Annotated in this window: 14 protein-coding genes and 2 pseudogenes; 5 read left to right on the forward strand and 11 right to left on the reverse strand. The window is 56.7% G+C overall.

The features are described 5' to 3' along the window. Positions 1 to 132 (forward strand): annotated as a pseudogene (locus tag AB3U87_RS13820) (IS3 family transposase); the annotation flags it as partial. Between the two features lie 171 nt (positions 133 to 303). On the opposite strand, the gene AB3U87_RS13825 reads toward AB3U87_RS13820, so the two are convergent. Together AB3U87_RS13825 and AB3U87_RS13830 are read right to left on the reverse strand one after the other, a co-directional pair. Further along, positions 304 to 606 (reverse strand): hypothetical protein, encoded by a 303-nt coding sequence (locus tag AB3U87_RS13825; protein WP_394149479.1) that lies wholly within the window; start codon positions 604 to 606, stop codon positions 304 to 306. A gap of 198 nt (positions 607 to 804) precedes the next feature. Beyond that, positions 805 to 959: pseudogene (locus AB3U87_RS13830) on the reverse strand (IS3 family transposase); the annotation flags it as partial. 188 nt (positions 960 to 1,147) lie between these two features. Between AB3U87_RS13830 and AB3U87_RS13835 the strand changes: the two are divergent. Further along, positions 1,148 to 2,338 carry a macrolide family glycosyltransferase gene (locus AB3U87_RS13835; protein ID WP_394149406.1) on the forward strand — a complete coding sequence of 397 codons (1,191 nt, stop codon included), beginning with the start codon at positions 1,148 to 1,150 and terminating at the stop codon, positions 2,336 to 2,338. A 469-nt stretch (positions 2,339 to 2,807) separates the two neighbouring features. After that, positions 2,808 to 4,019, forward strand: coding sequence for a sugar transporter (locus AB3U87_RS13840; protein ID WP_253461269.1), 1,212 nt, complete (start codon positions 2,808 to 2,810; stop codon positions 4,017 to 4,019). Positions 4,020 to 4,105: 86 nt separating this feature from the next. On the opposite strand, the gene AB3U87_RS13845 is transcribed toward AB3U87_RS13840, so the two are convergent. After that, positions 4,106 to 5,179, reverse strand: coding sequence for an acyltransferase family protein (locus tag AB3U87_RS13845; RefSeq protein WP_301251153.1), 1,074 nt, complete (start codon positions 5,177 to 5,179; stop codon positions 4,106 to 4,108). A gap of 806 nt (positions 5,180 to 5,985) precedes the next feature. Here AB3U87_RS13845 and AB3U87_RS13850 point away from each other — a divergent pair. Both AB3U87_RS13850 and AB3U87_RS13855 read left to right on the forward strand, forming a co-directional pair. Further along, the gene (locus tag AB3U87_RS13850) at positions 5,986 to 6,192 is read left to right on the forward strand and encodes a hypothetical protein (protein ID WP_125288215.1); all 207 of its coding nucleotides are present in this window, start codon (positions 5,986 to 5,988) and stop codon (positions 6,190 to 6,192) included. A 69-nt stretch (positions 6,193 to 6,261) separates the two neighbouring features. After that, the gene (locus tag AB3U87_RS13855; protein WP_394149408.1) at positions 6,262 to 7,059 is read left to right on the forward strand and encodes a 4'-phosphopantetheinyl transferase family protein; all 798 of its coding nucleotides are present in this window, start codon (positions 6,262 to 6,264) and stop codon (positions 7,057 to 7,059) included. Between the two features lie 68 nt (positions 7,060 to 7,127). On the opposite strand, the gene AB3U87_RS13860 is transcribed toward AB3U87_RS13855, so the two are convergent. From AB3U87_RS13860 to AB3U87_RS13895, 8 genes are all read right to left on the reverse strand, one after another. Beyond that, the gene (locus AB3U87_RS13860) at positions 7,128 to 8,777 is read right to left on the reverse strand and encodes a multidrug ABC transporter permease/ATP-binding protein (RefSeq protein ID WP_253459866.1); all 1,650 of its coding nucleotides are present in this window, start codon (positions 8,775 to 8,777) and stop codon (positions 7,128 to 7,130) included. Between the two features lie 71 nt (positions 8,778 to 8,848). After that, a complete protein-coding gene (gene alkB / locus AB3U87_RS13865) occupies positions 8,849 to 9,493 on the reverse strand; it encodes a DNA oxidative demethylase AlkB (protein WP_301251903.1) in 645 nt (214 codons plus the stop codon). 40 nt (positions 9,494 to 9,533) lie between these two features. After that, on the reverse strand, positions 9,534 to 10,580 hold the full coding sequence (gene apbE, locus AB3U87_RS13870) for an FAD:protein FMN transferase ApbE (RefSeq protein ID WP_253459859.1): 1,047 nt from the start codon (positions 10,578 to 10,580) through the stop codon (positions 9,534 to 9,536). 349 nt (positions 10,581 to 10,929) lie between these two features. Further along, the gene (gene ompC / locus AB3U87_RS13875; protein WP_301251905.1) at positions 10,930 to 12,042 is read right to left on the reverse strand and encodes a porin OmpC; all 1,113 of its coding nucleotides are present in this window, start codon (positions 12,040 to 12,042) and stop codon (positions 10,930 to 10,932) included. 531 nt (positions 12,043 to 12,573) lie between these two features. Beyond that, positions 12,574 to 13,743: a beta-barrel domain-containing protein gene (locus AB3U87_RS13880; protein WP_253459854.1), complete on the reverse strand. Its 1,170-nt coding sequence runs from the start codon at positions 13,741 to 13,743 to the stop codon at positions 12,574 to 12,576. Continuing rightward, positions 13,740 to 15,890, reverse strand: a complete 2,151-nt coding sequence (locus AB3U87_RS13885; protein WP_301730493.1) for a type I secretion system permease/ATPase — start codon at positions 15,888 to 15,890, stop codon at positions 13,740 to 13,742. Before AB3U87_RS13885 ends, AB3U87_RS13880 begins: the two co-directional genes overlap by 4 nt. Before the next feature lie 25 nt (positions 15,891 to 15,915). After that, complete coding sequence (locus tag AB3U87_RS13890; protein ID WP_253459848.1) at positions 15,916 to 17,268, reverse strand: TolC family outer membrane protein; 1,353 nt, start codon at positions 17,266 to 17,268, stop codon at positions 15,916 to 15,918. A gap of 73 nt (positions 17,269 to 17,341) precedes the next feature. After that, the gene (locus AB3U87_RS13895; RefSeq protein WP_394149413.1) at positions 17,342 to 21,430 is read right to left on the reverse strand and encodes a BapA/Bap/LapF family prefix-like domain-containing protein; all 4,089 of its coding nucleotides are present in this window, start codon (positions 21,428 to 21,430) and stop codon (positions 17,342 to 17,344) included. Positions 21,431 to 21,886 lie beyond the last annotated feature (456 nt).

Raw genomic sequence — 21,886 nt, forward strand, 5'->3', positions numbered from 1 at the left:
CGGGAAGAAGCCCGCAGCGATATTTTTGATTACATCGAAATGTTTTATAACAGTAAGCGTCGGCATGGTTCTAGCGAACAGATGTCACCGACAGAATATGAAAACCAGTATTATCAACGGCTCGGAAGTGTCTGGATTATCCGTGGCGATTCATATGGCCTGGCAAAGGCATCACTACTGAGTCTGTCAGTCAGGGACTCATTTTGGGATCAGGATAGTACAGAGCGCTTGATAAGCCTGTCCTCGTATGATGTACATTTCCCCAAATGCCCCATAAAAAAGAGGCTCATCAGCCCTTCCTGGTCAGCTTTTCTTCAAATAGCCTACAAACTGCCCTTGCTTCATCAAAGCGACTTTACCGCTCTTATAGATGATCACACTAAACAGCCCTTGCCGATAGGCTGTAGCCTTCTCTGTGATTTCATCCACAGCCGCTGGTTTTCCGTCAACAGTGACAATCCCTAAGCTGTCCCTCTTAACAATGACATCATATCCTTTCCACTGCGCAACCTTACCAGCAGGAACGGTGTGATTGGGTGTAGGAGACGCACAGGCAAAGTTAACTATATTCATGGAAATAGCGACTATAAGTAAAAGTTTCTTCATTTTTTATCCATCCACTCTCTGACAAGATAAGAAGCAGCAAAGCCAGCAATACCACATACGGCAAAAGCTATCCAACAGAAGCTAAGATCCGCGCTGCCCTCTCAACAATAGACAGATCCTGTCCTCACGCTGAAACCTGTCCGCAGGCCTACGGACTGATGCCCCGGGCTGGCTATGATACTGGGCCTGATTTCAGAGCACTTCAATGTAATCGAAGATATCGGCGCGGGCCAGATCGCGAGTTTTATAGATCCTTTTCTTATACGCTCTTTTTTCAGTAAATCGAAGAACGACTCGGCCACCACATTATCCCAAATATTGTCATGCCGGCTCATACCCGGTGCAAGGCTGTTAGCCCGGCGGCGCTCTTTGTTATGAGAAAATCCTGACATATTAATTTCATTAACTGAATGATATCTTTGAGAATCCCTGAGCCAACGTGACTGATAGCAATGGCCAGCTATACGGGCGGTTACAACAGTGGCCGGGCACAGGGAAAACTAAAGCGGTTTTAACTCTCATTCTTTCAGGAAAACTGACTATGACGGTGAATATAAGCGGCAAGAATACCCAACGGCACGTGGCCATTTTTAACTGCGCTGAACAAGGACACGTCAACCCGACCCTGGGGCTGGTCAAGGCACTGGTCGCGCGGGGCTACAGGGTCAGCTATACCACCTCGCCAGAGTTTTCCTCTCTTGTCGCTTCCTGCGGCGCCACGCCGGTTCTGTTTGAACCCACTTTTACTAAAGAGCAGCCACGACCAGAGGAGATGGGCTACGTTGTCCGCGAGCTGGCACGGGAAGCACAGGCGACCTGTCGCCCTTTGCTGGCGGCCTTTGAGAACGACCGGCCCGACATTATCGCCTACGGCCCGCTTAGCTGGCTGGGCAAGATATTCGCCCATCTTTGGCAAGTTCCGGCCATCAGCCTTAATCCTACCCACGTCAGCTATCAGGGGCAGTCCGAGGAGTGGCTGGGCCTGTCGGGCGAAGAGTGGCCCTGCATACCGATTCTGGAAAAAATGCTGCACGACAATAATTTGAACGTGGATCTTCGTGCCATCCTGGCTGCCCGCGATACTGCCATTGCCTTTATTCCGCGCTCTTTTCAGGAAAAACCAGACACTATTCCCCCTGGCGTAACCTTTGTCGGGCCCGAAATCAGGCCACTGGCCGCGCAGCCTGGCTGGCGACTAAAAACAGCAGGACGGCCGGTTGTCGTCATCTCGCTGGGTTCGGTTTATACGCATCAGACCGCCTTTTTCCGCACCTGCATTCAGGCTTTCACCAATAGCGAGTGGCATGTCGTAATGGCTATTGGCCGCTATGTCGATTCTGCCCAGCTGGGAGAGCTGCCCGCCAATATTGAAATTCACCGTCAGATACCCCAGCTTGATGTGCTACAGGCGGCAAGCCTGTTTATCACCCATGCCGGAATGAACAGCCTGATGGAGGCCGTTTATTTCGGGGTGCCGATGATAGCCGTACCGCAGCAGGCCGAACAACGCCTCAATGCCCGGCGGATTCAGGCGCTGGGCATAGGAAAATATTTGCCTCGGGAAATCCTTTCTGCAGCCAGTCTGCTTATGGCATCGCAGGAGATAAGCGCCGATCCGGCCTGTCAGAGAAACCTGGCCGTCTTACAGCAAGAAATCTCTCAGGCAGGCGGTGCCAGCGCTGCCGTAGACGTGTTCGATCGGATCATGGCAGCAGGTCAACACGCCGCCTGACTGGCTTTTAAACCGCTGGTGATGGCCCGCAACGGTGTGAGGGCCTGAACTGATGGGCAGACGTCAGGCTTTTATAGATAGATCAAAGCCCCTCACAGGGCTGTTTTATCGCAAATGCATTCAGGGGCTGAAAATGACCAGAAGGGAAAAGCCAAAAGCGTGCGGCTGATATCAACGAGGTGGTAAACGCAGCGTAACCAAGACTGTCCTCGGCCCCCCTGTTAGCGCCTCTCTTTATGCTTATCTGTTTCCTCCTTTGCTGAACATCTACGCCTGACCGCATGCTGCTGCCTGCCCGCAAATAACTCCCCAGGTCTGTTGGCCAGCGACGTCGTAGCAGGATATAGCCTTTTCTAAACCTTCAAACTATGTAAAAAGTGTGATGACGATCACTTTCGGATTGAATTTTATGCGGCCGGCTCTAGAATGACGCGTTTTGAGTTTTGCGGAGCAGAAGCCTATGACTGATATGAACACCGTTACCGTTTCACGCAAAGTTGCCTGGTCACGCGTTCTGGCTTTGGCTGTTGCTGCGTTTATCTTTAATACCACGGAATATATGCCTGTCGGCCTGCTGTCCGATATCGGCCATAGCTTCGGCATGGAATCGGCGCAGGCGGGCATTATGCTGACCATCTATGCGTGGATTGTGGCGCTAATGTCGCTGCCGCTGATGCTGATGACCAGCAATACCGATCGGCGCGTGCTGCTGATTGCGATCTTTGGCCTGTTTACCTTTAGCCATGTGCTGGCCTTTTTCGCCTGGAGCTTCGACGTGCTGCTGCTGAGCCGCGCGGGCGTAGCGCTGGCCCATGCGCTGTTCTGGTCTATTACCGCATCGCTGGCGGTCAGGCTGGCCCCGCCGGGTAAAAGAGCGCAGGCGCTGAGCCTGATTGCGACCGCTACCGCGCTGGCTTCCGTGCTGGGCCTGCCGTTGGGCAGAATTATCGGTCAGGCATTCGGCTGGCGCAGCACCTTCCTGGCCATTGGCGTCGGAGCTTTAGTGCTGCTGGGTCTGATTTTAAAAATTATGCCGCGCGTGCCGTCGGAGCATACCGGCTCGCTGAAAAGCCTGCCGGATCTGCTGCGCCGCCCTGCGCTGGTAGGCCTTTACGTGCTGGCCGTCGCCGTGGTGACCGCGCACTTTACCGCGTTTACCTACATTGAACCTTTTGTCGAGAAAGTAGCCGGATTTGACCAAAGCTTCGCCACGCTTCTGCTGCTGATTTTCGGCATTGCGGGCATTACCGGCAGCATTATTTTTGGCAAGAGCGGCGAAAAACGCCTGTCGCCGCTGCTGACCGGCTCTATCGCACTGCTGTCGATCTGCCTGCTGCTGCTGGCGTCGGTAGCGGCCAGCAAGGCCGGTCTGATTGTGCTGGGGCTGTTCTGGGGCATGGCCTTTATGATGATCGGCATGGGGATGCAGATGAAAGTGCTGACGCTGGCACCGGACGCCACCGATGTTGCTATGGCGATGTTCTCCGGTATTTTCAATATTGGCATCGGCGCGGGCGCGCTGCTGGGCAATAAGGTTAGCCTGGATCTTTCCATGTCCTCGGTGGGCTATATCGGCGCTATACCTGCCGTCGCGGCGCTGGTGCTGGCGGTGGCGATCTTCCGCAAGACAAAAGAGCAGCCGTCCACCCATGAAGGCAGCGTGATTACCGAAGTGAAATAAACTCAGGGCGCAGTCATCTGCGCCCTTTTTTACGGCTTTACGGCCGCTGTGCCCTCTCTGCCAGCAACCGCCCTGCCCGTTCGCGCTTAGCCGTTGGGCAGTGCCTTCTTTTTCCCTCGGAACAGAATAAGGTTCCTCAGCGTATCTCTGACGGCCGGTTCAATGTATTTAGTGATCAGCCAGGCAACCAGGTAAAGCGCGGCGACTACCGCTATCGGCATAAAGACCATCACGTAATCGCTGCTGATATGGCGCTCCAGCTTCCTTAACGTAGCGATCAGCATGTTTTCATGCAGCAGATAGATGGTGTAGCTGATAAAGCCGGTGAGCGTCAGGAACTTTCCTGACAGCAGTCGTTCCACGAGCCGGCTGTAAAAGCTGACGATAAACAGCGCCAGCATCAGCAGCAGCGGTAAAATAACGATATAGCCATTGTTTTTGATGTAATAACTGAAGTTAATCAACACCGCCACCAGCACCAGTGCGTAATGGAATTTGGCGTCGCGCTGATGCAGCCGCTCATACACCAGGCAACCGATCATAAACCATGAGTAGTGGATAAAGCCGAACTTGGAGATAAAATCCGCAATGGCCGGATGACCAATCATTTTGAAGGCGGAGGCGCCCGCCACCAGAAACATCGGCACCAGCAGCGAAGGCAGGCAGTATTTTCTGCCCAGCGTAAAGTAGACGGCACCGATAAAGATATAAAACGCGGCTTCAACGTAAAGCGACCAGAACGATCCTTCCAGCGGTTTAAAGGTCACACCGGTCAAATACTGGAGTATCTCCGGACTGATAAAAGTCAGGCCCGGAATGGCATTGGCCGGATGCGGGACGCCGAGCGGTCTTTCGCTAAATAAGCTGGCCGTAGCGAAGATCAGCAGCGTTACTATCAGCATGGCCGGGAAGAGCCGCAGCCAGCGCTTAAACATAAAATTTATAAAGCTTTTTGATTTATCCAGGGTCATAAAAATAACGAACCCGGAAATCATAAAGAACAGCGGCACGCCCAGATAGCCCCAGGCGAATAAAGGAAAATCCTTAGTAAACGAAACGTACCCCAGGTATTCAGGCCATCTGGCCCAGGCATGAAAGCCGATCACCAGCAGTATTGCCAGTCCCCGCATTCCATCCAGGTGTTTTATTCGCGTTTCCATGGTGACCTCTGATAGCCTAAAACAACAAAAGCGGCAACATAGCACTCATAAACAACACTTCACACATGGGAGGAATCTTAGAAAAGGATGCGGCATAAAAGCTGGCCGCCAGAGAAGCAGGGTTGTAAAAAAATCACCTTAATTTTAAATAACTTACAAATTATAACGAAAACGAGCATAAGGTGACGTCTCTTACCGGAAAGTTCTGAAAAAGCTTTGCCTGTCTGTAAACGTTTACAATTCAGCCTTTTTGCCCGCCGCCCAGCTTATTCAGATAGTGAAAGTAACCATTTTCCACACTTGAATATCGCGCTAATTAATTATTATCAGAAATTATCAGCCAGTGGTTACTGAGATATCAGCCAGATCAAGGCGGTATGGTGGTTTAGCGCTGACTGGCCAACAGCCTGATACAGCCGCGTATAATTCCTTACAGCCTTCGGGGCTCAGGCGTCAGGCGTCAGGCGTCAGGCGTCAGGCGTCAGGCGTCAGGTGTCAGGTGTCAGGTGTCAGGTGTCAGGTGTCAGGTGTCAGGTGTCAGGTGTCAGGTGTCAGGTGTCAGGTGTCAGGCCAGCATTTTCAGCGCGCTGCGATCCTGAGGCCAATTATAAATCATTAAAAAGTCGCTAATTTATCTTCAATGCGTTGACCAGAAAGCCTCTACGAAAGTGCTTCCGTCATAAAGCACACTTCTTGCCGGCCCGGTTGGCATTAGCCTTAATCTTAAAGCCAGACGCTGCAACAAAACTGTCATCTTCTTGACATAGGCTGACCCTACACTTTTTGAGGCAGTAACAGGTAACCCAATGGCAATCATTAAGGCAAGAAATTACAGGGACGCTGAAGAGATGCTGCAGTCCGGTATCAGCAAGGTTGAACTGGCCTATGACATTGACAGCGATGATTTTTTTCGATTCGCCAGCCACTGGTGCGATCGCGGCGCGAAGATTTCCCGCGGCAATAAGCACTTTGTCGTTTCACTGAAAGGGCTGCACATTCCTCCCAACAAGTAACCTGCGCCGCGCTTTACTCTCGGTACGCTAACCTGCTTAAATCCTCTTTTTGATTAACAGGCAGAAGAAATGCGTTCTGATTGGCTCAACAGACCGGCACAGAGCGAACCGGCGATTTTGTCGGGCGCCACCTTACCCAAAGATCGGTTTTTAGCCGCGCCCGTCAGTTCCCGACTGGCAGAACATCCTGATGTTCTGCTGGTACAGGCCCGCTACGATCTGGCTTATTACAGCGACCAACTGTTCACCGACTATCGCCTGCCCTTCCCTGCTCACCTGAATAAAGCCGTGGCGAAACGCCGGGCGGAATACCTTGCCAGCCGCTTGTGCGTGCGTGCAGCGCTGCGTCAGTTTGGCTTTGACGACTTCCTGTTGACTAACGATGCCGACCGCGCGCCGGTCTGGCCAGAAGGAATAGCGGGTTCACTTTCACATACCCGCGCCTGCATCAGCCTCCTGCTGACCGATAAGGGGACGGGAAAGCAGCCCGGCGTGGATTGCGAAGAGGTTATGCGGCCCGAAGCGGCGGAAGAGATGCATGAGATGATTATTAACGAGCGCGAACACGGCATTTTACAGAGCAGCGGCGTGCCCTTCACGACCGCGCTCACCGCCGCTTTTTCCCTCAAGGAGAGTCTGTATAAGGCGCTGTTCCCGCTTTTCCGCCAGTTTATGCATTTCAACGAGGCGGAAATCATCGCTTGCCGGGCCGGACTGACCAACGTCACGCTGCGGTTGAACCGGGCCTTATCGCCAGGCTTTCCCGTCGGCACGCTGTTTACCGGCCGCGTGGCGCTGGCTGAAGAGCAGCTGACCAGCTGGGTCATCGTCACGCAGGCGGCCGATACGCCCACTGGTCCTTATTAAGCCATAGCCTCAGGCTGGCTTATCCATTTTTTAGCCAGCCTGAGTGACGGCAAGCCGGCGTCGGCAGGCTAGTCGGTGCCGGTGCGTTTTACCGCATCCAGCGTAGCCTGATCGCGCGCTTCGCCGATCAGCTCGCTTAGTTTGCCTTCACGCATTTCCAGCAGCCTGTCGGCGTGCAGAAAATAGTGGTCGTCATGGCTGATGGCAACAACGGTTTTGCCCATCTCTTTCAGCCACGGCAGCAGCTCGCGGTAGAAGATGCGGCGGAAATGCGGATCCTGATCGGCGGCCCATTCGTCCAGCAGCAGAATGTCGCGCTGCTCCGCCGTAGCAAGCAGCATCGCCAGACGCTTGCTCTGCCCTTTCGACAGTTTAAGGTTCAGCACCCGGTTGCCTTCCAGCTTGAGTTTATCCTGCATATGCAGGCGCTCCAGCCACAGCTGTACCTGAGCCGGATCGGCCGGCTCGCCGCTGGCGTCGATCAGGCGGTCAAACAGATGAACATCGGTAAAGACGGCGGAGAAAAGGCGTCGATAGTCCGCCATCTCCGTTGCCGCCACCGGCACGCCATCCAGCAGGATCTGCCCGGATACCGGCTGATAAAGGCCGGTCAGCAGCATCGCCAGCGTGGATTTACCGCTGCCGTTGCCGCCGATCAGAAAGACCAGCTCGCCGCGTTTCAGCGTCATGTCGATCGGGCCGACGGCAAAGCCGCCGTCGCCATAATGAAACACCACGTCACGCAGCTCCAGCGTTTGCCACGCACGCGCGGCGGCGGGCTGCGCAAAGCTTTCCTGGTAAGCCGCCAGCCTGAAGGTGTGGAGCTTGTTAAAGGCAACCTGGGCGCTCAGCAGCGTAGGCAGCGCGCCGACGGCGGAAAGCAGCGGCGTGCGCAGGAACAGCAGCGTCAGCGAATAGGTCGCCGCTACCGCCGTATTCGCCCAGCCCAGACCGTTAGCCATAAAGAAGACCAGCCCGATGGCGCCCAGCATCATGATATTCGACCAGTTCACCGCGCTGAGATGGAAAGTATCGGCGCGCACAATATGGTGACGATATGCTCGAGCGTCTTCCTGATAAACCGTCTCGTAAATTTGCTGCGCGCGCTGGCGGTTAAGCGCCAGCTCTTTGCGCCCTTCGATAATGGTTTGATAGTCGGCGTAAAGCGCGTCTTCAAGCTCGCGCAGCTTCGCCAGATGGCGATAGACTCTGGAGACCAGCAGCCAGCCGCCGACGATGGTGATGGTCAGCCAGAGAGTGGTGATCAGCAGCATTTTCGGCGACAGCCACGCCAGGTAAGCGGCCGAACCTAAAGTCAGGATCACGCCCTGGATCAGCTCGGGCAGGCGCACAAAGGCAAGGGTAATGCTGCGGACGTCGCTGGTCAGCGCGGCCAGCAGCTGGGCGCTGCCGATCTGTTCGATACGTTCGATCTGCGTATCCAGAATGCGTCGAATAAACTCACCGCGCAGCCGATAAACAAAATGGTGGCCAAGCAGCGTCAGCGCCAGCTGCGAGGCCAGGGTCACCGCCATCAGTAGCAGCAGCAGCCCAAGGAAAGACGGCAGCAGCCAGGTACCGGCGTTCAGCGAAACAATCAGCTCGCGGTTGATAAAAGCGATCAGCCCGATACCGAGCGCGGCGCTCAGCAAACTGAGGCCAATAACCAGCACAAAAGGCCAGCGATACTGGCGGTAAACGACGCGAAGCAACTCCATGACACTATCCCATTATTCTGAGCAGCCTGCAGTTTAATGAGAAGCGGGACGATAGCAATAATAATTCTCGTTTACCGAAAAGCGCGCCGGAAGGTCAGATTATAGCGAAATGCGCCGGTGGCCGGATGGCTGCCCGCTTTTAACGGCAGGATGCCGTGATAGCGCAGGCGCGACGGCCCGCCCCATACCACCACGTCGCCATGCTCCAGCAGCACGCGCTGCACCGCGTCGCCTCGCTCGAAGCCGCCAAACTGAAACACGGCGGGCAGGCCCAGCGAAACAGAGACGATAGGCTGGCGCATATCCTGTTCGTCCTTGTCCTGATGCAGGCTGAGCTTCGCCTCCGGCGCATAGCGGTTAATCAGGCAGGCATCGGGCTGAAAATGGGGAAAACCGGCCTCTTCCGCGCAGGCCACCGCCAGCTGACGGAAGCGATCCGGCATCGCCGGCCAGCGCTGGCCGCTAACGCTGTCGTATTCGCTGTACTGATAGCCGCGCGCGTCCGTCGACCAGCCGAAATCGCCGCAGTTGGTCATCGCCACCGACATGCGGTGTCCGCCCGGCGTAATGCGGTGATGAAAAGGATTCTGCGCGGCGATATCGTCAACCAGCGCCAGCAGCGCTGCCGCCTCGTCCCGCGCGCGTCGACGCAGGATAGCCGCGCCTTCCGCCAGCGGCTCCAGCCAGGGCGCTTCTTCACTAAATAAGTCCAGCATAATGGCTCCTTAGCGGGCCGTTGCCCGTGAGTAAATGCCGCTATTGCGCTTCCGGCAGCAGGAAGGCGCTGAACTGCGGCGACATCCAGCTGCTAAAGCCGTTGCCCTGCTTCACGATCAGATAAACCGCCAGCTGTTCGCGCAGCGCCAGCGCCTTCGCCTGCTCTTCGCCAAGCACCATCAGGCCGGTATCCCAACCGTCTGCTTCCAGCGCGGTGGTCGCGATCACCGTTGCGGAAACCAGCTTGTGCTGGATCGGCTCGCCGGTGGTCGGATCGATCACATGCGAAATGCGTTTGCCGTTCAGCTCATAATAGTTGCGATAGCTGCCGGAGGTACTGATACCGTGCCCCTGCAGATCCACTACCGCCTGCACCGCGTTTTCTTTATCGGTAGGCTTCTGGATCGCTACTTTCCACGCCTTGCCTTCGGCGTTTTGGCCGCGCGTCAGCACCGCGCCGCCAACGGAAACCAAGTAATTATTGATCCCTTCTTTTTCCAGCAGGCGCGCCAGATGATCGGTGGCGAACCCTTCTCCCATGGTGGACAGATCGACATAAAGATTCGGCAGATCCTTTTGCAGATAAGCCCCTTCGCTGCGCTGGATAACGCGCAGATGTTGCAGGCCGGTCAGCGCGCGCGCCGCCGCAATCTGCGCCTGCGTCGGCACGGTGGCAGGCTGCTTAACCGGCCCAAATCCCCACAAATTGACCAGCGGCCCGACGGTGATGTCCATTTTGCCGTGCGTTTTCTGGCCGATGCGCAGCGCCAGAGTGACGATGTCCGCCATGTTGTCGCTGACCGGCTGCGGGTCGCTGCCGCGATACTGATTAAAGCGCGAAAGCACCGAATCGGCTTTCCAGGTCGACAGCTCCCGATCGTCATTATCCAGCTGCTGCTGTACCGCTTTTTGCAGATTTTCTTTCAGGCCGGGGTCAACGTTGGCGAGGCTAACCCTCCAGAATGTTCCCATAGTGCGTCCTTCCAGCACCATGGCTGACGCACCAACGGTTTCACGATGACGGTCACAGCCGGAAAGCAGGATAAATGCTGCCATAACAGGATAGTACAGCCATTTCTTCTTCATATTACGCAAATTTCCCTGCAATAGTTTTGGTCCTGAAAGCGTGAAAATGCAGCATGGCGCCGGACCAGGCGGGGTTGATCTTCTGACGGATGCTACTCAGTATACCCATTGAACCCACTTTACCGCGGCGCTTTGCCGCAATAATGGAGGTCTTTATGATCTACTTTCTGCTGCCTTTCGTCTGTCTCGCGCTGATTATCTTTTCAGGCTACAAGCATTACAAGCAGACGCATACCAGACAGCTCAATCGTCCACGTTTTCGCTGAGAAAGTGGTCAGGGAGGTACGCTAAGCGCAGGGAAACGGCGAAGAGTTAAGAAGCGGGAGCGCATGGCGCGCTCCCGCGTAAATCAGAACTGGTATACTAAGCCCAGCGCTACTACGTCATCGGTGTTGATGCCGGCAGCGTCGGTAAAGTTGTTGTCATCAAGCAGGTTGATCTGGTAGTCAACGTAGGTAGACATGTTTTTGTTAAAGTAGTAAGTCGCGCCTACATCCACATATTTTTTCAGGTTCTGCGTGCCGTATCCTTCGATATCGGAGCCGCGAGAGCTGACGAACGCCAGAGACGGACGCAGGCCGAAGTCAAACTGATACTGCGCCACCACTTCCCAGTTATCCGCCGTGTTGGCGTAACCGTAGATGCTGTCGTCGCTTCTGCTGTCGCCAAAGCGGGTTGCGTTGTAAGAACGGGTATACATCGCCGCCAGGTAGATGTTGTTAGCATCATATTTCAGACCGCCGGTATAGGCTGTTGCCTTGTCGCCGTTACCCAGAATGCCGTTGGTGTTATTGTTCTGTTCGTTGGTGCGGTCAGAGCTGAACATCGCCGCGCCGATACCGAAGCCGGAACCCAGATCGTAAGTGGTGGACAAACCCCAGCCGTCGCCGTTGCGCGCCAGCACGTCACGTCCGTCCAGCTCGGTGCCGCTGTTGTTTTTGCCCTGATACTGGATAGCGAAGTTCAGGCCTTCAACCGCACCGAAGAAATTGTTGTTGCGGTAGGTCGCCAGGCCGCTGGAGCGCTGGAACATAAAGTTGTCCGCGCCGTAGGTGTCGCCGCCGAACTCCGGCAGCACGTCGGTCCATGCGCCGATATCGTAAGCCACGCCGTAATTACGACCATAGTCCAGAGAGCCCGCATCGCCGAATTTCAGACCGGCAAAGCCAACACGCGTGTAGCTGTCTGCGGTGCCTTCATTTTCCGTGGTGTTCAGCGCCGCCTGGTATTCCCACTGGCCGTAACCGGTCAGCTCGTTGCTGATTTGGGTTTCGCCCTTGAAGCCGAAGCGCAGATAAGACTGGTCGCCATCAGAGCCATCGTTATCAGAGAAATAGTGCAGGCCGTCTACTTTGCCAAACAGGTCGAGCTTGTTCCCGTCTTTATTGTAGATTTCTGCCGCGCCGGCAGAACCTGCGATCAGCATGGCCGGAACGACCAGGGAGAGAACGCGAAGTTTCATTTTGTATTACCCTCTTGTTATATGCCTTATTTACCACTGCGTGCTGAACGTCGAAAATTCAGTCGGCACCCTCATGGTAGAGCGCGGACAGTAATAATCTATAAAGAAAATGCTACTAAATTTCCGAATGTGTTTCATTTTGTAATTCAAATATTACAAAATGATAATAACCGGGAACTTTATGGCCGCACGCAGTGATAAAAAATAACGCACGTAATGTCAAGTAATAGCTAATCTTTGAAGATTCATATGGTTATGTAATGTTACTTGTGTGAGCACTGAATGATAAAAAGGCGTAGCATTTTGGTTTATAATAACCGGGCTATCATCATTTTATTTCATTATTACCTTCATTCACCCCGAATGTTTTGTTTTACCCTATTTTTCGGCCGAACCTTGTGTTCGGCTTTTTTTATGGCCGCTATCTGCAGAACGCCTCGCTGTTTCTACGGTTATAATTAAGGCCAAAAAAAACCGCTGAACGGCGAATGATAAAAGTTTATTTCATTCACTATTCAGCGGCGTAAGTAATTATCTTTCGCGCAGCGACTCTTTAACCTTATTCAGCGGCTTAACCAGGTAATCCATGACCGATTTCTGGCCGGTTTTAATTTCAACGTTCGCCACCATGCCGGGCACGATAGGGAATTTTCTGCCGGCCTTATTGACCAGCTCCGCCTTCTGCGTACGTACGTAAACGCGATAGTAATACTGGTCGCGTTTAACCTCGTCCTGCAGCGTATCCGGCGAAACCGTCTCCACTTCGCCATCCAGATTGCCGTAGATAGAAGAGTCGTAGGCGGTGATTTTGACCACCGCAGGCAATCCCGGACGGATATAGGCGATATCGCGCGGGTTGATGCGGGTTTCAATCAGCAGCTGATCCTCCAGCGGAACAATCTCCATCAGCTTACCGCCCGGTTGCAGCACCCCGCCGACGGTGGTGACCTGGATATCTTTGACGATGCCGCGCACCGGCGAATAGAGCGTGGCGCGCGTCAGCTGATCCTCTTTACCGGTCAGTACCTGGAGCTGAGCATCCAGATCGGCATTGTTTTTAACCTGTTCCTCGCGCGCGCGTACCGCGTAATCATTTTTTGCCTCGTCGATCTTACCGCGCAGATCGCTAATCTGCCGACGCAGCCGGATCACCTCCACCTGCCCCGCCGCGCCTTTCGCCACCAGCGGCTCGGTCATGCGCAGCTCGTCCTGCACCAGCTTCATCGACTGGGTAAGGTTGCTGACCGTTTCCGTGAGGTTGCGCCGACGCGACTGGAAAAGCTGCGTCTCGCGCGCCACCAGCTCCGGCTCCTTGAGCGTTTCAGCGCTGAACGCCAGCGGCGCGCCGGTCAGTTCAGCACGCAGTCGTTCCGCCGAGGCGCGCAGCGTACGGGCTTTAGCTGCCGCCTCGCCAAAATTGGACTGAAAGCGCGTGGGGTCGAGACGGCCCAGCACCTGGCCCTTTTCGACGATATCGCCTTCATGCACGTTCAGCTGATTGACGATGCCGCCGTCCAGGCTGTCGATAATCTGCGCGCGGCTGGACGGCGTGACTTTACCGGTGCCGACCGTGACCTCGTCCAGAATGGCGAAGTGCGCCCAGACAAAAAAGATCACCAGCGCGGCGGTACAGAGCCAGATAATAGCCGAGGTGCGCTTTTCGTTACGTTTCAGGCTGCGGTCGATCAGTATCAGGCTCATGCTGCGTCCCCCTGTCCGCCGGTTTGCTTCGCCGTCTGCGCGGCGGCGGCGCGTAAAATATCATCGCGCGGGCCGTCCGCCACGATGCGCCCGTTATCCATAACGATAATTCTGTCCACCAGCTTCAGCAGCGCCGGACGGTGCGTGACCAGCACCAGCGTGCGGCCCGACAGCCAGCCCTGCATCTGCCGGATCACATACTCTTCCAGCGCTTCATCCATCGAGGCGGTCGGCTCGTCCATCAGCACCACCTGCGGCTGCCGCAGGATCATGCGGCTGAGCATCACCATCTGCCGCTGCCCGCCGGACAGGCCGCGCCCGCCCTCGTTGATAATACGGTCAAGGCTGGACGCATCCTGCTGCACCAGGCTCAGCGCGCCGCTGACCTTCAGGGCCTGGAGCATTTCCTGCTCGCTGGCGTGCGGATTGCCCAGCATCAGGTTTTGCCGCAGCGTGCCGAAAAACAGGCGCGAGTCCTGCGACAGCCAGCCCAGCTGACGACGCAGATCTACCGGATCGATGCGCTGAACGTCCACGCCGTCGACGATCACTTTGCCCTGCGTTGCCCGCGCCTGCCCGGCCAGCAGCTTCAGCAGCGTGGATTTCCCCGCGCCGACCTTGCCGAGGATCGCCACGCGCTCGCCCGGCTTGATTTGCAGCTGGTTGATGGTCACCACGTTTTTAACGTTTTCCTCATCGTAGCTGTACTGCACGCCGCGCAGATCGTAATGGCCGGTCAGCGTCGGACAGTGCGCCATTTCGCCCTCTTCCGGCTGATCCAGCGGTTTTTTCAGCAGCTCATCCAGACCCGCCATCGCGGTTTTGGCATGTTGCCAGCGCGAAAACACCATGGTCAGCTGCATCAGCGGCGCGATGGTGCGCGATGAGAGCAGACTGCTGGCGACCAGCGTCCCGGTGGTGATATCGCCGTTCAGCACCAGGTAAACGCCGAACACCAACATGCTGGCATAGGTCAGCTGCTGCACCGTCGAGGCCCAGCCGGTCAGCCTCGCGCCCCACAGCCTTTGCTGCATGCCGATAGTGGCGCTGACCTCATGCGTCTGCTCCCACTGCCGCTGGAAATAGGGTTCCGCCTGTAAGGATTTGATGTCCTCGATGCCTTCGATGGTTTCCACCAGCACCGCGTTGCGCAGCGCGCCCTCGCGTAGCCCCTCTTTCGCCAGCTTCGCCATCGGGAACTGTACCAGCAGCCCCGGAATAACGATCAGCGGGATCGCCAGCAGAGGAATAATCACCAGCGGGCCGCCGATAAAGCCCATCAGGCATAAAAACAGGATCACAAAAGGCATATCCGCCGCCGCGCCCACGGTAGTCGAGGTCAGCAGCTCGCGAACCTGATCGATTTCACGCAGCTGCGAGATAAAAGACCCGGTGGATTTTGGCCGCGCTTCGTTGCGAATATTCATCGCACGCGCGAACAGCATGGAGGAAACTTTCAGATCGATGCGCTTTCCCATCAGATCCGAAACCTGGGTGCGCATCAAACGAATCACATATTCGATGGCGGCGGCAATCAGCACGCCGGCGAACAGTACCCATAGCGTCGGCTCCGACTGCGCCGGGATCACGCGGTCATAAACCTGCATGGAGAAAAGGATGCCGGCCAGCGCCAGCACGTTGCCGACCACCGAAGCCAGCGAAATCTCCATGATGCGGCGGCCCATGCCGCGAAAGTTTTCCCAGAACCAGTGCTTTTTGTACGGCTGCACAAATTCGTCGATGCGCGCGTCGCGTCCGCGCGCCGCCACGCCGACAATGCCGACCTGCTCCTGGCTTTGCGCCAGCAGCAGCGCCAGCTCGCTTTCCCGCACCACGTCGCCGCCGTCGCTCAGCCAGTAGCGCGCTTTGCCCTCCGTATCGATGGTTTCCACCACCACCACGCTGCCGTTTTCCATAATCAGCACCACCGGCGTCACCTCCTGCCGCCAGCGAATTTTATCGCGTGGCATCATGGTCAGATGCAGGCCCAGCAGGCCCGCCAGCCGTTCCAGCTGCTGCGCGGGCGTCAGATGCTCGAACCAGCGCATCTGCTGACGCAGCGTGGAGCCATCCGCCGGTTTGCCAAAGCGCGCCGCCACGCGCAGCATCGCGTCAATCCAGTTTTCAGTACTAGCGGTTTTGGTCATAAGTACGGCCTTATCTTGTTTGGCATCAGAGCGATGGCAGGGTTTGTCCGCTGGTGGCTTCACGATCGATGCCCATAATATCCAGCAGGTTGTCGACGGCGGAAGCGTAGCGCACGGTGGCGTCCCAGCCGTCGTAAAGCGCGGTCAGACGGCTGCTGTCAGCCTGAAAGACATCCTGCTCAACGCTCAGTAAATCGTTGAGGCTGCGCTTATTTAATTTGTATTCGTCGGCGTAAACCGAGCGGGTGTGAGCGGCGCTGCTCAGCTGCTGCTCGCCTGCCGTCTGGCGCTGCTGCGCGCCAATCATGTCGGCATAGGCGGTGGAGGCGCTCTGATTGATATCCAGCTTGGACTGTTCGACGGCGGCCTGGGCCGCTTCGCGGTCGCCTTCCGCCGCGCGGGTTCTGGCGTTGACCAGACCGCCCTGATAAAGCGGCGCTTCTACCTGAAGCTGTAGCTCATCGTCCCAATAGGATCGGGTGGCGTTTTCATAACGCGTGCGGCCCGCCTGCACTTTGATGGTCGGCCAGTGGTTAGAGGACGCCTGGCGAACGCGTTCGATCGCCGCTTCCTGTTTGGCCTGCGCGCTGCGCACCGCCGCGCTTTTTTCGTAGGCGATCCTGTCCAGCGTGATCTGCTGATTCAACAGCGACTGCGGCAGCTCCGGCAGCGCGCTGGGCACCACGCCGGTCAGCACCGTCAGCTGCGCCAGCGCAGAGCGTTCTGAAGCGCGGTACTGCTCCATCGTCGCGTGCATCCCGGCGATGCGGGTTTCCGCCTGTAGCACGTCCGACTGCGAGCTTAACCCCGCGTCGGCGCGCATATGGGCGATGTCCTTGACATGTTCCAGCGAGGCGACGTTGTTTTTGGCCGCCTCCACCAGCGCCCGGTAGCGTTTGACCTGCAAATAGGCCTGTAGCGTATCCTGCGCCACCGTGGTCATGGTGTCGTAAAGGGCGAAGCGATAGGCTTCAGAGAGGTGATGCTGTTCGTCAATAGCGCCGCCGGTGCGGCCAAAGTCATACAGCAGCTGGCTGAGGGTAATGCCGCCAGAGCCGTTGTTGTTGAGGCTGCCGGAGGAGTCGGTGGTGTGCGATCGTCCACCGGTCGCCGCCAGGGAAATTTGCGGATACCAGGCGCTTTCGGCGGCATCCAGATCGGCCTCGCCCACGCGGATTTGCGCGGCGGCCTCGGAGATTTTTGGGTTGCGGGCAAAGGCCCGGAGGATAGCTTCACGTAGCGTCAGCGTTGAGATTTGCTCCTCGGTGGGAGCGGCACGCCAGTTAAATTCCACTTTCTGCTGCTTTGCTGCCAGCGCATTCTGTCCCACGGTGCCGCACAGCGCGGCCAGGCACAAAGATACCCACACTTTCTTCATCCTGGTCCTCTCTTCCTTCTTCCTTTTTGGTGAAAAAACGGCCGGTGCGGCAACCCCGCGCCGGCCTGTTACGTCAGGCAGTCTGTACCTGTAGATTATGTTGAATTAAGACATCCGCCAGCGTGCCTTCATGGCTTGCGGAGGAATTGTGATAGAGATCAAACTGCTGACCGGCGATCGTCTGCATACCGGCCTCGTTCCAGACGCCGCCTTCGGCGGTGCTCAGCGTCACCGCGCTGCCGTCCGCGCCTTTGATGGTCAGCGCCTCGCTGGCGTTGTCGGTCAGCGCCAGCAGATCCTGTTGCCCCAGCGTAAGGCTGTTGCTGCCGGAGGTGCCGAGGTCGATCGTTTCAACGCTGCCAATCTTCAGGCCCAGCGAGGCGAAATCCAGCACTTCGTGCGCGCCGTTCAGCACCAGCGTGTCGTGACCGGCGCCGCCGTTCAGATTGCTGAGCAGATTCAACGTGGAGAGCGTAAAGGTGTCATTGCCCTCGGTGCCAGCGGTGGGAGCAACGCTTTCGACGTGGCTGGCTACGGCCGGTTCGCCCCCGGTAGCGCCGCTTTCCGTTACGGCTGCCGCGCTGCTCTCGTGCGCATCTGTGGCGCTGGCGTGACTAACGTCATCCAGGGGATTAGCCTCCGCAAGCAGGCTAAACGTACTTTGATCGGCCGTTTCTACTGTGGCTGGCGCATCCGGCAGAGTGACGCTATCCCGCGTCTCATACCAATGGCCCGCCGCGTCCTGATAGGAGACGTAGAAGCCAGGCGTAGAAGAAATGGAGGTGTATTCGCTTACCGGCACCTCGGAGGTGAAAGTGCCGTCCGCCGCCACGTTGATATCATAGTAATTAAGCAGCTCGCCGCCATAAAACGACAGCTTGTCTACGGGGAGCGGTTCGGTCACCGTACCGCTGATAAGGTAGTAAGCATTATCGTCGTGATAAACAACATCTTCTGGCGTCAGCGCGTTAAACGTCAGCACGGGATCGCTACTGTGAAAATGCGACAGCAGCAGGACGTCGCGGCTGGCGCTGGCATTGCCGCCCGCGCTTTCAACGCTGACCTTAAGGTTATAGTAGCCGTCCGCCGTCGCCTCTATATCCGCTGAAGGGATCGTGGCCATCCAGTGATTGGCGTAGACATAGCCAGTATAGGTTTTGTCGGCCAGGGTAATGGTAACTTCGGTGTCCGTATGCAGACCCCAGCTGTCGCCGTGCAGCTGGACATCATTCTGATAGTTGGCGTAATCAACGATATCGTTGATTTCCACCGTATCCATGGTCAGCGTTGGCTGCACGTCCGCCGCATAAAGCTCCACACTTAGCGACGCGCTGTGTTCATGCCCGGCCGAATCCTGCACGCTGGCGAGTATCGTGGTATTACCGGCGGTCAGCTGCTTAGCGTCGTTCTCGTACAGCCAGGTTGTCCATTCGCCGTTCTGCCCTACGATAACCGAGCCGAGTGCAAGCGAGCCGATGGACACGGTAACCCTGGCCCCCACCTCGCCGGTTCCCCTGATGGCGTAATCATCGGTAAGGATGTTGAGATTGACGCGGTTGTCGTCGGAGAGGCTGTTAATGGTGACGGTCGGCGACGTGCTGCCGCTGTAAAAGTCCAGCGCCAGCGAACTGGAGCCAACGTTTTTCGCCATGTCCGAAATCGTGGCCTGTAGCGTGTAGTCGCCCGCGGTCAGCTGCTGCGCCTGCTGCGGCGTCAGCGCCGCCTGCCAGGTTCCGTCAAAGCCGACCGTGGTGTGCCAGGTCAGCGCGCCCAGCGTCAGGGTCAGCGCATCGCCCGCATCGCCCGTGCCGGTAAAGAGATAATTTTCGGCGATCTGGTTGAGATTGATGTGCGTCCCGTCAGCAGGGGTGTCGATAGCCGTTTGCGGCGTGCTGACGTCGGTAAAGAAGTAAGCCTGGGTGCTACCCGTTTCGCCTTCCGCGTTGCTGGCGGTCACGGTGATCCAGCGCTTGCCGGTATTAAATTCGCTGTGCAGCAGCGTTTCGGTATTCAGATCCAGACGCCAGTTCCCATCGTTGGTCACCGCGGCCTGGTAGTCCACGCCGTTGATATTCACCGTAACCGTCTGGCCGCTGCCGATCGCGCCGGTCGTGCCGACCAGGGCCTGACCGTCAAGCTTTTCACTGCGATTCAGCCAGCCATCGCCAAAAGGCGTATTGATAGTGGGATGCGGCACGGCGGTGGCGGCCAGCAGCACGCCGCTACTGTCTGCTTCAGGCTGGGCAGCGGGGATCGCCTGCCCGGCGGTCGCGGCTGCGGCTGCGGCGGCATCGTCGGCGGAAACACTGTCAACAGCCGCAGCGGGCGTCACCGCGCCGTTGTAAAACGTAATATCCTGCGTCTCCGTGCCAACGTTTTTCGCCGGATCGGTCACGCTGGCTTTCAGCGTATAGTTGCCCAATTGCAGCTGCTGCGCCTGCTGCGGCGTGATGTCTACCCGCCAGGTGCCGTCGAAGCCGACCAGCGTCTGCCAGGTCTGGGTGCCCAGCGTCAGCGTCAGTCCGTCGCCCGCATCGCCCGTGCCGGTAAAGGCCAGGCCGTTTTGCCGGGCGCTATTCAGGTTGATATCCGTGTTCGACAGCGTATCGACGCTGACATGCGGCGTACTGATATCGGTAAAGAAGTAGGCGCCGGTCTTACCGCTTTCGCCTTCGGCATTAGTGGCGTAGACGTTAATCCAGTGCTTGCCGGTAGAGAAATCAGTGCCCATCAGCTGGGCGGAGGTCAGCGCCAGGCTCCATTTACCGTCGTCCGCCACCGTCGCCTGATAGCGGCTGCCGCTGATATTGATCGCTACCTGTTGACCGCTGCCCGTCACGCCCGTGGTGCCGCTCAGCGTTTCGCTATGGGTTTTCTCATCGTGATTCAGCCAGCCGTCGCCGAAAGGTACGGCAATAGTTGGCTTCGGCGTAGCGGTCGCGCCGCCGCCCGTTTCCGGCGGCGTGGTGCCCGGGTTATCCGGCGGCGTACCGTCCGTTGGGTTCTCTACCGGCGGAACAGGAACCGGCACTTCCGCGCCACCGCCGCCCGTGCCGACCGGCGTCTCCAAATCGGTGGTAACATAAATCTGCTGCTCGAACCAGTTGCCCGCGCCGTCCTGCACGCCCAGCACCAGCGCATTTTGCCCATGCTGGGTATGGATATCCTGGGAAGTGAGCTGCACGCTCCAGCTGCCGTCCGCATTCAGCGTGCCGGTACGGTAGCTTTCGATCTCGCCCTTAACGGCAAACATGGTCAGCGGAAAAGGCGTTTGCATCGTGCCGGTCACGGTGTAGATCGGCTCGCCGTTTTGATAAGTCACGTCGGCCAGCGTCAGCTCATCGGTGGTGACCAGCGGGATGCTGCTGTTGTAGTGGCTGATAAGCAGCAGATCGCGCGTGGCGCTGACGCTGTTGCCGCTGGCGTCGGTGGCGCTGACGGAAAAGGTGTAGCTGCCGTCTTTGATCGCCGCCAGATCGCTGTCGCCAACCTGCACCGACCAGACGTTGTTATTGACGTAGCCGGACCAGGTTTTACCATCCAGCGTCAGCTCTACCCGCGTGCCGGAGGCCAGCTGCGTGCTGGTGCCGGTAATTTCGACGCCGTAAACGCCCTCTTTATAGTTAACCGCGTCATCGCCAGAAACCGGATTGATGGTCAGCGTCGGCAGTGTGTTCGAGGCTTCTGCGGTAACAGCGCCGGTGCCAGGCGTTGGCGAAGGCGTTGTGGGAGTGGTGGTGACGGCCGCTGCTACGCTATCAACAGGCACGGCCATATTGTTAACAATCAGCGTGGAATCCACTGTTTCGACGGCTGCCGGCACCGCAGCCAGCGTCGGCGTCAGTGTGACGGTTGTTTCAGCCTCATCTGCTTCGTTTGCGAACAGCGCCTGCTGCTGCGTAGCGCCATCCTGAAAAATCAGCTGGCTTTGCGATTGTGGATCGGTACTAAAAAACTGCTGAAAACGCGAGACGCCGCCATCCTGATACAGGATCAAATCGCTGCCCTGCCTCTGCCAGGCAGAAACCTGAGAAGGCGCGCCCTGTAAGGTGACGATACTGGGTTCGCTGAGGGTGTAAGCCTGTGAATCGTTTTCGACGAGCAGTGTTTCACCGCTTGCCAGCGACACGATATTGACGCGGCCTGAGCCTGAATACGCCATAAAAATCCCCTTGTGCACCAGTTAAATGAGTAAAGTGACGCCGCGTAAAAGTAAAGATTTACTTTACTTAAAGCGGACATGCAGCGGCCAGCGCCTCAAAAAAGGTGCCAGGCCAGACCCGGTGCTTTCTGGATTTACAAAATAATCCACAACAAGGCTAATGGTAAAAAAAATTTCCAAAAAAAATGCTAACGACAAGGCGAGGATTTTATTTCGCCGGCAAAAAAAAACAGTACCACTCTTTGCCATAACCGAGACTCGGCCCGACTTACCACTTTTTACCTCAATAACTTATCGTCAAAAAAAGGCGAGCAGTCGACGCTGGATAGTGGATAACCTAGTCCGCTAATACACACTTTACTACTGGCGTAAATCTGGAAAGTGGTTCCAAACGGCAATTTTTTCTTATTAATGTCTTTAACGTCACTTTACGCAAAAATGACAAAACCTCGCCAT

Source organism: Erwinia plantamica (assembly GCF_043420595.1).
GTDB classification, from domain to species: Bacteria; Pseudomonadota; Gammaproteobacteria; order Enterobacterales; family Enterobacteriaceae; genus Erwinia; species Erwinia aeris.

Coding starts and splice junctions, on each gene's coding strand:
- ompC (WP_301251905.1), bottom strand. CDS start 12,042: ATGAAACTTCGCGTTCTCTCCCTGGTCGTTCCGGCCATGCTGATCGCA.
- AB3U87_RS13890 (WP_253459848.1), bottom strand. CDS start 17,268: ATGAAGAAAGTGTGGGTATCTTTGTGCCTGGCCGCGCTGTGCGGCACC.
- AB3U87_RS13845 (WP_301251153.1), bottom strand. CDS start 5,179: ATGGAAACGCGAATAAAACACCTGGATGGAATGCGGGGACTGGCAATA.
- AB3U87_RS13880 (WP_253459854.1), bottom strand. CDS start 13,743: ATGAGCCTGATACTGATCGACCGCAGCCTGAAACGTAACGAAAAGCGC.
- AB3U87_RS13860 (WP_253459866.1), bottom strand. CDS start 8,777: ATGGAGTTGCTTCGCGTCGTTTACCGCCAGTATCGCTGGCCTTTTGTG.
- AB3U87_RS13840 (WP_253461269.1), top strand. CDS start 2,808: ATGAACACCGTTACCGTTTCACGCAAAGTTGCCTGGTCACGCGTTCTG.
- AB3U87_RS13885 (WP_301730493.1), bottom strand. CDS start 15,890: ATGACCAAAACCGCTAGTACTGAAAACTGGATTGACGCGATGCTGCGC.
- apbE (WP_253459859.1), bottom strand. CDS start 10,580: ATGAAGAAGAAATGGCTGTACTATCCTGTTATGGCAGCATTTATCCTG.
- AB3U87_RS13855 (WP_394149408.1), top strand. CDS start 6,262: ATGCGTTCTGATTGGCTCAACAGACCGGCACAGAGCGAACCGGCGATT.
- AB3U87_RS13835 (WP_394149406.1), top strand. CDS start 1,148: ATGACGGTGAATATAAGCGGCAAGAATACCCAACGGCACGTGGCCATT.
- alkB (WP_301251903.1), bottom strand. CDS start 9,493: ATGCTGGACTTATTTAGTGAAGAAGCGCCCTGGCTGGAGCCGCTGGCG.
- AB3U87_RS13895 (WP_394149413.1), bottom strand. CDS start 21,430: ATGGCGTATTCAGGCTCAGGCCGCGTCAATATCGTGTCGCTGGCAAGC.
- AB3U87_RS13850 (WP_125288215.1), top strand. CDS start 5,986: ATGGCAATCATTAAGGCAAGAAATTACAGGGACGCTGAAGAGATGCTG.
- AB3U87_RS13825 (WP_394149479.1), bottom strand. CDS start 606: ATGAAGAAACTTTTACTTATAGTCGCTATTTCCATGAATATAGTTAAC.